General features: G+C 37.8%; 15 protein-coding genes. 12 read left to right on the plus strand and 3 right to left on the minus strand.

Going from position 1 to position 15,822, the window contains the following annotated elements; genetic code table 11:
- Positions 1-139: 139 nt before the first annotated feature.
- The 3 genes from QK255_RS06505 to QK255_RS06515 form a co-directional block, all read right to left on the minus strand.
- Positions 140-697, minus strand: coding sequence for a guanylate kinase (locus QK255_RS06505; protein WP_024636323.1), 558 nt, complete (start codon positions 695-697; stop codon positions 140-142).
- Between the two features lie 87 nt (positions 698-784).
- Complete coding sequence (locus QK255_RS06510; protein WP_002290754.1) at positions 785-1,966, minus strand: NupC/NupG family nucleoside CNT transporter; 1,182 nt, start codon at positions 1,964-1,966, stop codon at positions 785-787.
- Between the two features lie 622 nt (positions 1,967-2,588).
- Positions 2,589-4,097, minus strand: coding sequence for a DUF1846 domain-containing protein (locus QK255_RS06515; protein WP_002290758.1), 1,509 nt, complete (start codon positions 4,095-4,097; stop codon positions 2,589-2,591).
- 158 nt (positions 4,098-4,255) lie between these two features.
- Between QK255_RS06515 and QK255_RS06520 the strand changes: the two genes are divergently transcribed.
- From QK255_RS06520 to QK255_RS06575, 12 genes are all read left to right on the plus strand, one after another.
- On the plus strand, positions 4,256-4,447 hold the full coding sequence (locus QK255_RS06520; RefSeq protein ID WP_002290760.1) for a hypothetical protein: 192 nt from the start codon (positions 4,256-4,258) through the stop codon (positions 4,445-4,447).
- A 213-nt stretch (positions 4,448-4,660) separates the two neighbouring features.
- On the plus strand, positions 4,661-5,578 hold the full coding sequence (locus QK255_RS06525) for a coiled-coil domain-containing protein (RefSeq protein WP_002290761.1): 918 nt from the start codon (positions 4,661-4,663) through the stop codon (positions 5,576-5,578).
- A complete protein-coding gene (locus QK255_RS06530; RefSeq protein ID WP_002290763.1) occupies positions 5,571-6,644 on the plus strand; it encodes a hypothetical protein in 1,074 nt (357 codons plus the stop codon). Before QK255_RS06525 ends, QK255_RS06530 begins: the two co-directional genes overlap by 8 nt.
- A 147-nt stretch (positions 6,645-6,791) precedes the next feature.
- The gene (locus QK255_RS06535; RefSeq protein ID WP_002290764.1) at positions 6,792-7,310 is read left to right on the plus strand and encodes a hypothetical protein; all 519 of its coding nucleotides are present in this window, start codon (positions 6,792-6,794) and stop codon (positions 7,308-7,310) included.
- A complete protein-coding gene (locus QK255_RS06540; RefSeq protein WP_002290765.1) occupies positions 7,291-7,683 on the plus strand; it encodes a DUF4430 domain-containing protein in 393 nt (130 codons plus the stop codon). Before QK255_RS06535 ends, QK255_RS06540 begins: the two co-directional genes overlap by 20 nt.
- Before the next feature lie 74 nt (positions 7,684-7,757).
- Positions 7,758-8,693, plus strand: a complete 936-nt coding sequence (locus QK255_RS06545) for a cation diffusion facilitator family transporter (RefSeq protein ID WP_002290766.1) — start codon at positions 7,758-7,760, stop codon at positions 8,691-8,693.
- Between the two features lie 132 nt (positions 8,694-8,825).
- Complete coding sequence (locus QK255_RS06550; RefSeq protein ID WP_002290767.1) at positions 8,826-9,605, plus strand: AzlC family ABC transporter permease; 780 nt, start codon at positions 8,826-8,828, stop codon at positions 9,603-9,605.
- Positions 9,598-9,915, plus strand: coding sequence for an AzlD domain-containing protein (locus tag QK255_RS06555; protein ID WP_002290769.1), 318 nt, complete (start codon positions 9,598-9,600; stop codon positions 9,913-9,915). Before QK255_RS06550 ends, QK255_RS06555 begins: the two co-directional genes overlap by 8 nt.
- Before the next feature lie 243 nt (positions 9,916-10,158).
- A complete protein-coding gene (locus tag QK255_RS06560; protein ID WP_002290770.1) occupies positions 10,159-11,769 on the plus strand; it encodes a polysaccharide biosynthesis protein in 1,611 nt (536 codons plus the stop codon).
- Positions 11,770-11,926: 157 nt separating this feature from the next.
- Entirely contained in the window at positions 11,927-12,775 is an 849-nt protein-coding gene (locus QK255_RS06565) for a DegV family protein (protein WP_002290771.1), read from the plus strand.
- 233 nt (positions 12,776-13,008) lie between these two features.
- The gene (locus tag QK255_RS06570; protein WP_002290778.1) at positions 13,009-13,488 is read left to right on the plus strand and encodes a DUF6530 family protein; all 480 of its coding nucleotides are present in this window, start codon (positions 13,009-13,011) and stop codon (positions 13,486-13,488) included.
- 32 nt (positions 13,489-13,520) lie between these two features.
- Positions 13,521-15,761 carry an AAA family ATPase gene (locus QK255_RS06575; protein WP_002290780.1) on the plus strand — a complete coding sequence of 747 codons (2,241 nt, stop codon included), beginning with the start codon at positions 13,521-13,523 and terminating at the stop codon, positions 15,759-15,761.
- Positions 15,762-15,822: the final 61 nt, after the last annotated feature.

Genomic DNA, 15,822 nt, shown 5'->3' on the forward strand with positions numbered 1-15,822 from the left:
CTGATCGCTAAGAGAGTGGGACAGTAGTGGTGAGCTTCAAGAAATAATTTTCGAAGAAGCTACTTCTGAAACACCGTTCAACGAGAGGTCGTGACACCATTTTTGTCGCGGCCTCTCAGCTTATCTTATGGATATTTAGCTAATCTGTTTCTATCAATAATCCTTTTTTTATTTTATCTGCTGCTTCTTGGAACGCTCCATCGTTTGACACGACTAAAAGTGTGGGAATAGCTGCCAACCGTTCCAGTTGAGCTAAGTCTTCCGCATAAACTGCCATTCTGGCCGAAATCTGTTCGGGTGAATCTCCACGCTTTTTCAGGCGCGATTGTAATGTTTCTTTAGAAATCGTAATAAAGATCGGACGGACTACCGTGCCAAAATACTCGTATAAATGCCAAAAACCATTTGCCGTCAAAACGACATAACAATTTCCTTCCTTCAGTTTTTTGGTAATCTCTGCTTTGCTGGAACCATATTTATGTTGAGCATATTGATCCCACTCTGCAAATTCGTCTCGCTTGATCATCTGATTGAATGTATCGTCAGATACAAAATAATAATCCTCTTGATCTTTTTCTCCAGGTCTTGGTGATCGATTCGTGTAAGTAATGATCTTTTGTTCCGGCTGAAAAACAGCTTCTGCGAGTGAAGTTTTCCCAGAACCAGAAGGACCGATAAACACATAGCAATAATTCATCATCATTTCTCCTTTGATATTTGAGCAACTGAAAAAGCTTTGGAAATATTTCCAAAGCTTTTGAAAGCAACATTGCTTTTTTGTTTATTATACCAGTAATCCAGTCACAATAGCACTTAAAAAGCTGACTAAAGTCGCTGTTAACAAGATCTTCAACCCATGTTTTGCAACAAGATTTCCTTTTTCTTCGTTTAACCCCTTCATCGCACCGGAAATGATCCCGATAGAAGAGAAGTTGGCAAATGAAACAAGGAAAACAGATATGATCGCTGTTGTGCGTTCAGTAAAATGGAAATGACCGTTAGCTAATTCTGTCATAGCAACAAATTCATTTGTAACCAATTTAGTCGCCATGATACTACCAGCATCCACTGCTTCTTTCCATGGGATTCCACTGATGAAGGCAAGAGGGGCAAAGATATAACCTAAAATCTCTTGGAAAGTAATACCGAATATCCCATGAAAGATAGCATTGATCATGGCAATCAAGGCAACGAATCCGATAAGCATAGCAGCAACCGTGATTGCCACATGGAAACCATCAAGAATGTATTCTCCCAACATTTGGAAAAAGGTCTGTTCTTTGTTTTCTTCAATAATTAGTTCGTCTTCTTTTTCTTCTAATACATAGGGATTCACAATCGAAGCCAGAATATATCCGCCAAATAAATTTAAAACAAGGGCAGTGATCACATATTTAGAATCGATTAGTGCCATATAAGATCCGACGATTGACATAGACACGGTAGACATAGCCGAGACACTCATGGTGAATAAACGTTTCTCAGATAAGAAAGGTAATTCCTTCTTTATGGAAATAAATACTTCCGATTGCCCTAAAATAGCAGAAGCTACTCCGTTGTAGGATTCTAATTTGCCCATTCCGTTGATTTTGCTTAACCCAAGACCAACGGCTTTCATAAACAATGGAAGAATTTTGATGTAGCGTAAAATCCCGATAATAGCAGAAATAAATACGATTGGCATCAATACGGAAAGAAAGAAAGGTGCACTTCCTTTATTTGCTACACCGGCAAAAACAAAGTCAACACCTTGCCCAGCGAAAGCAAGAAGATGATCAAACATTTTTGCCAATACAGAAACAACCGCTGTACCAAAAGTTGTACGTAATAATACGAAACCAAGAACAAGCTGTAAAACGAACATCACAATTAGTGGTTTCAATTTGATTGCTTTTTTGTTGCTACTAATCAAATAAGCAAGACCTAATGTGACAAATAAACCAATAATACCTAATAAATAACTCAAATAATCACTCCTATTCCAAATTCCGTTTTATTTTACCTGTTTTGTAAATAAAATACTAATCTTTAGTGAAATTTTCATTACTTTTTTAGAGTAAAACGCATTCATTTTCCATTAGAATATAAAGCAACCAAAATAAATCGAAAAAACAGATAAAAGACGCTAAAAAACTGATGTTCCATTGTTTTTTTTACTTTCCAAAAGACTATTAAAGGACTAATTAAGAGGTTTTTGATAATTAATGGGTATGAAATACATTTTCTGATGTATGAAGGAAGTCGTTATGAAAAAAATTTTTTTATTATCGGCAGTATTCTTGTAGGAATTAAATGTTTTTCTATTCTAAAAAAAATAAAATGACAGATATTTAGTGTTTCCGTTAAAAAAATGATGGGTTTCAGATAGGAGACAAGATTACTGTTTACTATGAAGGAGGAATTTTAGAGGTATCTCCTGCAAAATTTCAACAGGTCCTAAGAATAGAGGAGGAAAGTCGGAAATGAATAAACAAATAAAGACATTATTGATAGCGTCAATGTTATTTATGCTATTAAAAAAGAAAACGAAACTATTGTTTAAGCTAATGCTAATAGTTTCGTTTTCATCCTTTATAAGTGAATTTTTTCTATTGGTAGTATAGATTTTCTGAAGGGTAGACAGGTGCGCAAGTAATATCGATTCCTAGTTTTTTCAATGTTTGTTCATCATTTTTATTGACCATCACAGTGGAGTGGGCTTGCGCTCCCTCAAGTTCAGCTAGTTTATCATAAGCAACTTGAGCGATTGGATTCGTTACTGCACTGATTGATAAAGCGATCAAGACCTCATTGATGCTTAGTGCATCCAAAGAGGAATGAAGTGTCTTTGACTTCAATCCTTGTATTGTTTCAAGAACTAATGGTGATAATAAAGGAATGTCATCTGCAATATGCGCTAAATGTTTTACTGCATTTAAGATGACTGCCGCTGACGCATCCATCAATGAGCTTGTACGTCCGGTAATAATGACTTCATCTGGTAATTCGATGGCAATCACAGCAGAAGGATCTTTTGTAGGACTTTGTGCTTGAATTTTATCTGCATAATCATGGGCAGGAACGACAACGTTTCGGTCTTCAGGGCGTAATCCGACTTCTTCCATAATCAATTTGATTCGATTAACTGCTTCTTCGTCAATCAATCCTTTTTTGAAGTCACACTCTGTTTGGAAATAGCGGCGGATGATTTCTTGTTTAGAAGCTTCTTGGACAACCGCATCATCCACGATACCAAATCCTACACGATTCACACCCATGTCAGTAGGAGATTGATAAACAGATTCTTTACCAGTAATTTTTTCAATAATACGTTTGATTACAGGGAAGGTTTCAACATCTCGATTATAATTTACAGCTACTTTATTGTAGGCGTCAAAGTGGAAGGAATCGATCATATTGACATCCTTCAAATCGACTGTGGCTGCTTCATAGGCAATGTTCAATGGATGTTTCAACGGAACGTTCCATACTGGAAAAGTTTCGAACTTGGAGTAACCAGCTGCATGTCCTTTTTGGCTTTCATGATACAGTTGGTTCAAACAAGTAGCGAGTTTTCCGCTTCCTGGTCCAGGAGCTGTCACTACAACGATTGGTTTAGTTGTTTCAATGTATTCGTTTTTCCCAAACCCATCTTCTGAAACGATTTTTTCTACGTTGACTGGATAGTCTTCGATTTCTGAATGTTTATAGACTTTGATATTTCGTCTTTCTAGTTTATTGATAAAGACTTTCGTGGCAGGCTGGCCGCTATAGCGAGTGATAACGACACTGTTGATCAATAATCCATAACCACGTAATTCATCAATCAGCCGCAAGATATCCATATCATAAGTAATCCCATAATCACCGCGGATCTTATTACGTTCAATGTCTCCGGCATAGACGCAAATCAGTATTTCAGCCTGATCTTTTAATTTTTGTAGCAGTTTGATTTTCGCATCTTCTTCAAATCCTGGAAGTACACGTTTTGCATGTTTGTCATCCACTAGCTTTCCACCAAATTCCAAATATAATTTATCATAGTGGTTCACTCGTTCCAAAATATACGCGGACTGCTCTTCAATATATTTCTCTGAATCAAAACCAATTTTTTTCACTGGGTTCCCTCCTTAAGTACTAAAGCATTTTTTCATTTTTTTTTGGATTCGTCAACTGGAAGAGCAAAATTCCTCAAAAAAACAAAGAAAATGGTTTAAACCAACTTGTCTATATAGTTATTCATTGGTATGATAGTTTTTGATAAGGAAGGTGCTACATGAAAAAAAGACAGAAAAAGAAAAACGCATATAAACACTATATCCGTTCGATTTTTACCGGTTATGAAAAAATGCTTGAAGATCCCGAATTAGAACAATTGACGTTTACTTATTTAAACGAAGAAACGCAACTAACTCGTGATGACCATCAGCGCATTCATTTCACAACAAGAGATCTGCCTAGTAAATAAAAGAATATGATAAAAGTCATTGCATTCGATTCTGTCCTATCAGATGAATCAGATATCAAAGACTAGTTGATCGAAAAAAAGGCTGTGCCAAATTTTGGTGCAGCCTGTTTTATGGAGCATTGCCCGCTCTTTTTTATAACAATTTTTTACAGAAAATGGTACTATTGAAGTATTAATAAGTGAAAATCAGATGAGTAAGAGGAGGCAAGTAGTATGAAAGAACCAGATACAAACACAAATTATGAGCAAGGCGAACTAGAGGAGACGAGCACGAATCAGGATACAGCAAAAGAATCGTCTTCTTTTTATGATATCAAAGAAAAAGCAAGCATGAATCTTTCCCAATTATTAGAAGATTTACAGGCTTTTGAAAAAGCTGTCCGCGAAGAAGATATTCCTGAGATCTACCGTTTGTACAACGGCCGATTGAACGAAGAATTAAAACGAAGCTCAAATGAAAATCACGAGATTGACCAATTGCTGATGCGTAAGATCCATGATCGTTTTTTGCAAGAATTTCCTTTTATGGAACAAGTAGAAAGCATCTCACCAACGATGAGCTATTACAAAATCGGCACTTATTACCATGATCGCCCTACAATTGGTATCGATGCAAGTTTGCCAGAAATTTTTGTTTTGCCTAGGATCGATGAAGAGTGGGAGAAATATTCCCAACCGGAGACAACGGACTATGACAAAAAAATCAATGAGCTAGACGCGAAGGTGATCACAGCCCAGACAGAGATCGAACGTCTAGACGAACAGATAAAAGAAATCAATCGGCAGATGACTGATTTGGACGATAATAAAGGATTCTTGAATCGTAAGAAAATCGAGGAAGAAATTCAAGAATTAGAGAAGAAGAAGCAAGTGCTATCTAATGAAAAATTAGGCTGGCTTCCTTATATCGAGACACCTGAAACAATCCAGCAGCAAAAAGAAGCATTGAAACAAGAAGCAAGAGCGGACCAACTTCGCGCAGCCATCGTAGAAAAAGAGCAACGGCAAATCAGTCGCTATTTCGGTAGCAAAGAGGGGTTTGGTCAAGCAATCCATGAATTCTTGATGAATTATCTTGGTAATGAAAATCCTAATAATCAATCTAATGAAGGAGGTTCCGAGTATGAATGAACACGATGAAGCAGAATGGACAAAAAATGAAGCACAGACAGAAGATCATGAAGAAACGAACACTTCATTAGAGGAACAAACAAGTAAGCCACTGGATGACACAGAAGAAGTCCCTATGCCAGAAGAAACAAAAATCCATGAAAAAGAAAAAGTAACTCCGACGAATACGGATACTTCAGAAAACACGCATGCTTATGAAGTATCTGAAAATCCCGGGTATTTAGAAGGAAAAGAGCAAGATCATCAAGATATCGTCAGTTTGATTGAAACAGCGGAAGCAGAATTAGCGGATTTACGTATGAGAAAATATTTGATTGAATCAGATTTTCCCGAATTATTAGAATCATATGACCGCTTTATATTGAATGAAGAACCGATCTCAACGATTGGAAAGACAAGTCTGATCGAATACTTCACATATGAATTACTGAAACCGTTGAATGATATTGGTCTGGAACGATCAAATTCAGCTTATGACACATGGAAAACAAGACATTTCTCTATCAATTATACGTTGAATGGACAAAACGAATTAGTCTTTTCCTTTGTATTACCGACCATCGATCAACGATACCAAGTGGAATCGATGAGTCTTCTAAATGTATCACCAGAGACGATGGAAATCGATGTCCAGGATGATCGAGTGCTTTCTTTGATCCGATACTGGTCAGTTGATCGAGTATTCTCAGCAGGACAGATCACGATCTTCAATCACAAATTGAATCAATTATTAGCCCACGCTAGAACACTTGGTTTTACAGTTAATCAGACACTACTAGACAATACGAAGCCACTTCGTTTGAACCTTCAGAGCGAATTTGAATTGACGAATGAAGTATTGGATGATATTTTTATCGTGGCGATGAAAAATCCATCCTATGATATGGAAAAGATCAACGAAACTACTTATCAAGTACGATTAGATAAAGGACAGTCTTTAACGATAGCAACAAACGAAAAAGATCAAACGGTCTTGTCGATCTCATCTGGAGATTACCCACGATCCGTCATTGATTTCTTTATCAATTACGAATTCTTGGTTCCGTTAATGGTGAGAAAGTCCTGATTGGATAAGTTGGATTACCAGAGGTCATTCAGATAATTCTGTTCCAAAGGACTTGCGGCAGTTATCCAGAATAATTGTCACAAGTCTTTTCTGTATGTACTGAATGAACGTGAATCATCTGCTGGTGAAGGAGGAGTTACATCAAGAATGTCCACAAATAAAATCGCCCAGCTTAGCTTATTGTCTGCTGCTTGTGTAGCAGGTAGGATCGCTTTTCAATTTATTCCGAATTTCCAGCCAATGACTGCTATTTTTTTGTTTATAGTTCTTTACTTAAGCTTGAAAGATGCGCTAATTGTCATGAGTCTTTCTATCGCAATCAGCAGTTTTTATTTTGGTGTGGGTCCATGGGTCTTCGGTCAGTGGCTCAGCTATACCGTCGTTCTGGCGTTGTTTTCAATTTTCTGCTCGAGAAGAACAATCCGAAGGAATCTCTGGTTAAAAGGAACCTGCTTTTTTCTAGCAGGTATAGTTTATGGAATAGGGATGACTGTTTTCGATACGCTGCTCTATCATTTACCTCAACCTTGGGTCTATTACCTTCAAGGGGTGTCGTTTGATCTGATGCACAGTATAGGTAATGTTGTGTTCTTCCTTGTTTTTCTGCCAGTCGTCAAACGTTTTTACAATCATTCAGGAGGAAAAAATGAAAAAAATAATTTATAGTCTGCTTGCAATGAGTGTCAGTGTACTCATGTTGACAAGTTGTAGTACAACCAACACACCATCGACTTCCAACCAAAAGGAGGAAGTAAAAACATCGCAAAAAGCAACGATCACGTTACAAGAAAATGGTCAAAACTTTTTGAAAAAAGAAGTGACTTTCAAAAAAGGAGAAACTTTGCTGACTATTTTGAAACAAAATTTTGAAGTCGAGGAAAATGATGGCTTCATCACTTCGCTTGAAGGGCATTCTCAGGATGAAAAGAATCAAACCTATTGGATGTTTACTGTGGATGAGAAAAGTGCTACTACTGGGGCAAAAGAGATCGAATTGAACAATGGACAATCGGTCATTTTCAATTTATCTAAACTATAAGTTTCATAAAAACTGTTAAAGGGCGGATATTGCCGCACTTTAGCCAGTTCACTTGATGAAAGAAGGAAAAGAATATGGAAAATTTTAAAAAAAGCGGAATGTTTTCCGTAATTGCTGCTCTAGGGGCTAATATTCTAGTCGCTATCAGCAAATTTGTCGGCTATGCAATCAGTGGCAGTGCCGCCATGCTGAATGAAAGCATCCATAGTATCGTTGATTGTAGTAATCAGATTTTGCTGCTATTTGGCGATAAACAAGCTAATAAAGGTCAGAGCGACTTGCATCAATTTGGTGAAGGCCGAGCAAAATATTTTTTTAGTACGATCGTCGCAATGATGCTTTTCTTCGGTGGGGGAGCACTAGGGGTGATGGAAGCTTTTGAAAAATTGACGCATCCATCCCATGAAGTTGGTAATCCAATCATTGTCATTGCCATTTTGTTATTTGGTTTGGTAATCGAAGGAAGTTCTTTGCGTGTCGCAATGAAGGAAATCAAAGAATTGAATACTGAAAATCTTTCCACGATGCGCTTTTTGCGCGAAAGTCGACATAGTGAAATACTGATTATATTTACGGAAGACTTGTGTGCTGTAATCGGTTTGGTCTTGGCTTTAGCGGGAACAATCTTGACTTATGCAACCGGGATTGCTGCATTTGATGCTATCAGCGGATTACTGATCGGTTTCTTACTGATGGGAGCTGCGATTTTCCTAGCAAAAGAATTTTATAGTCTGATCATTGGTGAAAGTGTGACAGCAAGCGATTTATCAAAAATCAAGTTAGCCTTTGAACGACCTGAGATCAGTCGGCTAATTGATATCAAAACCGTTCATTTAAGTCCAACGGAAATTTTAGTCGCTGCAAAAGCAGATATTGTTGGAAACAAAGAAAATGAAACGTATTCGATCATCAATGATATTGAAAAAAATATGCGTCAGTCTCTTCCTGACAAGAAGATGTATATATACATTGAAACAGATAAATATGACCCAAATTATTCTCACAAATAAAACGTATGTTCATGAATTGAAGCAAAAATGAGAAAAATATAATCTTGTTTTTAAATAAAACGGCTACAATTTAGCGAATTTATGTTACAATGAGTCCGCTGTTTATTTGTTGTAATTAAAGGAGATATTTTAATGAACAAAAAAAAAAGTGCGCCATGGCTTCAAGCTTTGCATGCAGTGATGCCGCTTTGTATAAGCTATATACCAGTGGGATTAGCTTGCGGAGTATTGTTGCAAAAAGTTGGATTTGATCCTCTCTTATCAGGGCTGTTATCGATTCTGGTCTTTTCCGGCGGCGCGCAGTTTTTAGTTGCATCTATGCTTACGACGCAAGCATCATTTGCAACGACATTATTGATGGTTTTCTTTTTAGAATTACGCTATACATTATTAGGAGCAAGTCTTGCCGGTTTTATGAAAAAAGAAAAGCGGACGTTTTTAGCTGTCTTTTCTCAATCACTGAATGATGAAAACTATGCGGTGAACTACTTAAAGTTCTCAACTGACCCCTCTTGGAACAAAAGAAAGGCTTTATATGTCAATTGGTTCTCAATGGCTGCATGGGCCGGTAGCAACATGATCGGTAATTTTTTTGGCTCGGTGATTCGAGTAGATGCTGACCTTGTCCATTTTGCTTTGACTGCTATGTTCATATTTATGTTTGTCATGCAAATGAAAAACGCACTACTGATCTTTACAGGTTTGTTTTCAGGTGTATTAGGGGTGATCTTCATGGTATTATTCCAAAACACATTCGGCTTGATTGCAGCTACTGTTATTGCTTCATTTGCCGGATTTATGTTGGAGAAGGTATTTAAAAAAGAAAAAGCCAAGAAACTAAGGGATCGCGGCAAAGATGTCAATGAACCGCTCTTCAACTTCCCGGAACAGGAGGCCAACCATCATGACTAAACTATATTTGCTGTTTTTAGTTGCTTGTCTGTTCATCGTTGCGTATATTCCGCGCTTGTTCCCGATGCTTTATTTTACTCATCGAAAAGTGCCATCTTGGTTTAGTGACTGGATGAAGTATGTACCAGTAGCATTGTTTGCGGCGTTAGCTTTCAAAGATGTCTTCATTACTCATGAACATCTGGATATTGCTTGGAATATCAAAATAGCTGCAATGATTCTAGTAGCAGGTGTGGCTTACAAAACACGTTCGATGGCATTGTCAGTTTTGACAGGACTTGCGTCTGTCTTTTTACTGTCCATGCTTTAAACTGTTTTATTCCCTAAAAAAACAGAGATTGCGACATAAGTTGTTCAAACTGATCTATCCAAACTGCATTTGCATCAGCCAATTGTGGATGCAAGTTCATTTATTCGGAGAAAAAGATTAGTGTTGACTTATGATGCAAGCTCTTTTTTGTTTTAAGAATTAAAGAGGGATTTGTCCTTCTATGTTTTTTTGCTATAATAGGGAAGATGTTTATTTTATGAAAGAATAGTTGAGGGAAATTAGATGAATAAAAAATTGATGCAAGGAACATTTTGGCTAACCTTTGCTAATCTTCTATGTAAAGTTTTAGGGGTAGTCTATTTGATTCCCTGGCTAAGTATGATGGGGAACAATCAAGATGGTATGCTTGCTACGACATTATACAATGTTGGCTATCTTCCATATGGATTGTTCCTGATGCTTGGTACAGTCGGATTTCCAAATGCGATTGCAAAAAAAGTAGCTGTAGCAACAAAAGAAGGAGATAACGCTGCTTGTCGGCTGATTTTTCGAAGTACGATCAATATCATGTTCGTCATCGGTATCGCCTCTGCTGCGTTGATGTATTTATTTGCTCCTTTACTAGCCGGAATCAGTCCAATCGCTAACGTTAACAACGGGATACTAGCTATCCGAAGTTTATGCCCATCTTTGGTTGCTATCCCGATTTTGAGTGCAATGAGAGGATACTTCCAAGGGAAAAACGATTTACGACCTTATGGAACTTCTTTGATTATTGAACAAGCTGTACGAGTGATCGTTATCTTGGCTGGTACTTATTACTTGCGCGTATTGACTGACGGAACCATATTAGAAGCTGTATTGATCAGTACAGTTGCTTCTTTCTTTGGTGGATTAGCTGCGATTATCCATATGTATATAGTCGGACGCAGAAAAGACTTCTTTGAACTTAAAGACTTTTTGATTTCCAGCCGTTACTTCGAAAGAGAAAACCGATCTGCCTCTGTCTCTATCATTCGGGAAACACTACCGTTCATTTTTGTCGGCTCCGTCATTACTATCGTTCAAATGATTGACCAAGTAACGATGAAACCACTGCTTCACTTTTTCCGTCCAGAGATTGCAGATCAGCAACTGGAATTCTTATTCAGTCGTGCTTCTGTTAATCCAAACAAACTGACATTGATCCTGATTTCCATGGTAGGAACAGTTGCTATAAGTAGTTTGCCAATACTAAGCACAATGAAGAAAAAAGATCGTTTACAAATCGAAAAGACAGTAGGAGACAGTTTTTCGATTGCGTTATTGATCCTTCTTCCTTCATTGACCGGGATGTCTTTATTAGCTGGTCCATTATACACATTGTTTTTTGGTTATGATCCTGAAAGTGTTGGTTATTTCCAAATGGCTTTGTTAGCTTCTTTGTTTTTCTCTTTATTCACGATTCTGTCTACGATGCTTCAATCTCTGAACCACCATCGTTTTGCGATTCGACTAACTGTAGAAGCAATTATCCTGAAAGTCATCTTCCAAGTAATCGGACTAGGTCTAGTTGGCGGATACGGGATGAGCTTATCAAATGGCTTGGGATTCGGCATCGTCTTTGTTCGTGGTTATCACTTTATGTGCAAAGAATACCGAATAGCACCTTTAGCAAAAATCAGCAGTTTTTTCTTAAAAACTTTCCGATCTACCTTGATTATGCTTGCGGTATGTTTTATCATTTTCTTTTTGCTGAATCAGCGATTGTCAATGGAATCAAAAAGTTATGCAATGGTTTATTGTGTGGCTTTAGGAAGTATTGGGGGTTTAGTATTTTTATTTTCTCAATTCGGAAAAAATGGGTTCCGAATGTTGAAAAATGTTAAACATCGTAGCGGAAGCAAAGAATAGGCTAACTAGTCGTCTTTTTGCTGTCACTAGAAAAACGGCAACTCGTATGATTACGCTTGTCGTTTTTCTATTTTCCAATTTTAGTTTCATATCTAATCTTACTTATGATATAGTTATGAGGTCTGGAAAAATTCTTTGAAACGAGGAAATTAAACACATGAAACTTGCAGTAGTTACAGATAGTTCGGCGTATCTGCCGGAACGTATCAAGAACCATCCCGACTTATTCGTGATTCCAATCCCTTTGATTATGGATGGGAAAATTTATAACGAAGGAATCGATATCGAAGCGGATGAATATTATGGACTTTTAAAAAACAGTAAAGATTTTCCTACTACTTCACAACCTGTCGTAGGGGAAGTTTTGGCTTTATATGAGGAATTGAAAGAGAAAGGGTATGACACGATTTTAAGTATCCATCTTTCTTCAGGTATCTCTGGTTTCGTCAACACCTTATTTGCGATGAAAGACGATATCAGTGGAGTAACGGTCATTCCTTATGACTCTAAGATCACTAGTATGCCGATGGGACATATGGTAGAAGCTGCCTTAGACTTAAATGATGAAGGTCAGCCCCTTGATGAGATACTTGCGCATGTCGATCGAATTCGAGATAATACTTACGCTTATCTAATTGTAGATGATTTGAACAATTTAGTACGGGGAGGGCGATTGACCAATGGCGCTGCACTGATTGGTAGCCTATTGAAAATCAAACCGATCCTGACATTTTCTGAAGGAAAAATTGTTTTATTCGAAAAAATCCGTTCAAGTAAAAAAGCATTTGCTCGGGCTGAAGAAATCATTGGCAAAAGAAATAACGAAATACAACCGCCAGTCAAACTTTACGTGATACATGCAAACAATTTAGAAGTAGCGATTGCGGAAAAAGAGAAATTGCAGAAAAAATATCCAAATGCAGAAATCGAAGTTGGTCATTTTGGACCAGTCATTGGTACACATTTAGGCGAAAAAGCCATCGGCATCGCCATTTCAGCGCAATAATTCCTTTTATTCAAAAAACATACCAAAAATATTCTACATCATCTTGCTCTTTATTCACGCGATAAATGAACGTGCAGAAGAGCAAGATGATGTTTTTATATATTTCTAACAAACAGGCTCTTTTTCTTTGCATTTCTTTCTTCTGTCATTTATAATGTCGCATATAGTTTAGTAAATTAGTAAACTACTGATTTACTAATTTACTAAAAATAGAAAGACGAGGAGTTAAAATCATGGAAATACCTACAAATTTAAAACATAAACCAGTGCTCGTTGTAGAAGACTACGATAAAGTTGATGGAAGAAATGCATTGAATACGGACGCAAAAGGTCTTTCTTTGGGTCTTGCTCAATGGAATGACCGTGGAAAAGTCGACATATCAGGCAAAGTATGGCGACATACTGGAGAAAAATGGTCTCGACAATCAGAAGAATTACCAATTACACGTATTTTAGATTTAGCGATCTTAGCTGCACAAGGAAGTTTATACTTTCAAGATGCTTATCGTTATGAAAAATTCTATGATCCAGAAAATCCAGTTGTGGACATCATTGGTTTGCAGGGAAACCGGATGACAGTCGAGGTAGATACCAAAAATCCAAAGATCGATGAAGACATTATTTTGTATTACGATACACTACAAAAAGACGGAGAACTGATTGGGGAACGATTCCGTATTTTAAAACGTCTTTTAGATGAGTTAGGATATTAATAGACAGAGATGATCAAAAGGGGAAGAGAAGCATGGAGAATTTCTCACTAACAGAAAACCGGACCTTTTCACGGCTAGAAAAGCAAATGATCTGGAAGAAACCGAAAAGCCATCGGACAAGTGCAGAAGAGTGGCGGATCGCCTCTGAAATCAAAGAAAATTGGCAAGATCCTGAAATGAAAATCAGTAACGTTCTTTTAGAAGGAGACGCCGGATCGGGTAAGACACAGTTAGCAAAAGCACTATCTGCTGATTTGCAACTTCCCTATACAAAAGTGACATGTTTTGCAGATATGGATAAATCAGATGTGTTCGGCGCCTTATTACCTGTAGTAGATTCCGATAAAGAACAAGACCAAGAATTGCTGGAAGCTATTTACCAAACAGATACACTTGAAGCTGTACTGACACTGATCCAGAACCATTACGGCATTGATTCTTTTTCTGCCAAAGAAAAATTAGCAGAGTTAGTTCAAAGAATCGAAGCCGATTATCCAGATGCAATCCATTATAGTTATTATCCTTCTGAAATCGTTCGAGCGATCGAAAAAGGATATCTATTAGAGATCCAAGAGCCGACTGTCATCCGTGATGCTTCTGTTCTTGTGGCACTTAACTCAGCGCTCGAACCCAATGGGATGTTGAATTTGCCAACAGGAATCATTCGTCGCCATCCAGATTGTATTATTGTCATTACCACAAATCGAAACTATCAAGGAAATCGACCCTTAAATGAATCCTTAAGAGATCGGATGCAGCATGCGGAAAAAATGGATCTTCCTGCCTTAGAAGTCATGGCAGAACGTGCGATGGCGAAAACCCAGATTCAAAATCAAGAACTCCTTATGAAGATGGCAGAGATTATCCGTTTATTGGATGAAACTGCAAAAGCAAATGCCATCAAAGGTGTAGCAGGAATGCGTTCATATTTTTATTGGGCGAATACCTATAAGCAAGGACAAGATTTACTCCAGTCGATTTATCCAAAAGTTTTGTATAAATTATCCACTGATCCAGATGAATTGGCGATCCTTGAGCAAGCTTTGTCTGAGAGTGGATTGCTATTGGAACTTCAAGACATTTTGAGAAAAGAAAAATGGGGCTATCCTCAAATAGAACCTCAATCTGAGCATGCAAAAGGAAGAACTATCAGCGCCGAAGAAGCAAACGAACGAAACATCACTGAAGATGCTGAAGAAACTTTGCGCTTAGATGAAAAGAAACAACTGTCTGCTGAAGAACCAAATGAGGGAGCAGAGAGACTAGAGAAAACAACAGAAAAAAACGAGATGCCTCCTCAAATGCAAAAAGAACGCAAGAGCGATATCGAAGGGAAAAATCAAAAGGAACAACAAACAGAAGAGGATTCCCAAGAAATGTCTGCTTCTGACATGGAAACACATGATAAGGAAATCAAGAAGCAATTAAATAAAGAAGCGCGGCAAATCATGAAGGAAACGATTCATGAAAAAGAAGGTCTCATCGTTCACCGACCAGCTTTCCAAGGAAAAACGCAAGAAGCACGTGAGCTACAAATGCAAGTCATGCCGATAGTAGAATCACTTAGCCGACAAATTTTAGAATTACTGGATAATGAACAAACAGAGACGTACCAAAAGGGAAAATATGAAGGACAGCGGTTTAACGCAAGTAGAGTAGCATATGGTGATTTGAGAAATTTTGACAAAAAGAACCCGCCACATGAGCAACCTTCCTTAGCGGTAGCTGTGCGGATCGATGAATCTGGATCAATGATACGGGATGATCGGATCGAAGCGGCAAAAAAAGCAGCGATCGCCATTGCCGAATTTGCTAAGAAAGTCGATATCCCCTTGTTGATTTACGGGGATACAGCAGACCGCTCAGCAAGAGAAAAGACTTCTTTGTTTTCTTATAAAGAATTTGAAGACGGGTTTCAATGGTTAAATGAAAAATTAGTCACTATGAAACCAAGACAAAACAATCGTGATGGAGCGGCACTTCGTTTAGCAGCGGAAAAATTAAACAGACAATCCGCCACAACCAAACTGTTGCTTAATATTAGTGACGGTCAGCCAAAGGCGTTGCCAGATTATACTGGCAAAAAAGCAAAAGAGGACATCCAGTCTGTTTTGAAAGAATACGAGCGTCAAGGCATATTATTTGTTTCCGCAGCTATTGGTCAAGACAAAGAAGAGATCAAGTCGATCTACGGTGAAAGCCGTTTTGTAGATATTACTGACCTAAATGAATTTCCCAAGCAAATGATTCAATTGATTGCCCGTTATCTATGATAAAATAAAGCTCAACGAACGCACTTAGCAGATTCGTTGAGCTTTTCGTTTCTAGTTACCG

Source organism: Enterococcus sp. ZQ21 (genome assembly GCF_030053755.1).
Taxonomy (GTDB): domain Bacteria; phylum Bacillota; class Bacilli; order Lactobacillales; family Enterococcaceae; genus Enterococcus_B; species Enterococcus_B lactis.